The following is a 410-nucleotide window of genomic DNA, read 5'->3' as shown; positions in this document are numbered from 1 at the left end:
CAACGGTCCGGTCCCAGAGCTTCTTTTCCATTTCATCCCCCGATGAGCATCGATGACGAGCGGGCGCCCGAACGGAACACCCGTGAGTGAGAGAGCGAGAACGAATGATCAGCGGGTCACTGCCGACCGCGCGTCGCGCGCCGCCTCACCGGCCCGGACGGCCGGTTGCGAGCAGTTCACCGGCCAGGCCGATGATCACCGGCGCCACCCCGACCGCCAGGAAGGCGGGGAGGAAGCAGAGGCCGACCGGCGCGGTGATCAGCACCCCGGCCCGTTGCGCCCGCGCCACCGCCGCACCGGCTCGCTCGGCGCGCATCGCCTCGGCCAGCCTGGCGACCGGCTCCGCGGCCGGGGCCCCTGTCGAACCGGCCCGGTGCAAGCAGCGGGCCAGCGGGGCTGCGCCCGGTATC

The 410-nt window shown here is 73.2% G+C and carries 1 protein-coding gene; it reads right to left on the bottom strand.

Annotated elements, in window-relative coordinates:
- Window positions 1-145: 145 nt before the first annotated feature.
- A partial coding sequence (locus tag AC0AIB_RS31545; RefSeq protein WP_465098136.1) for a type II secretion system F family protein occupies window positions 146-410 on the bottom strand: 265 nt, incomplete at its 5' end.

This window comes from Micromonospora sp. DSM 43699 (assembly GCF_055517075.1).
The sequence above is the reverse complement of the archived record's forward strand: the minus strand, read 5'-3'. Positions and strand labels throughout refer to the sequence as shown.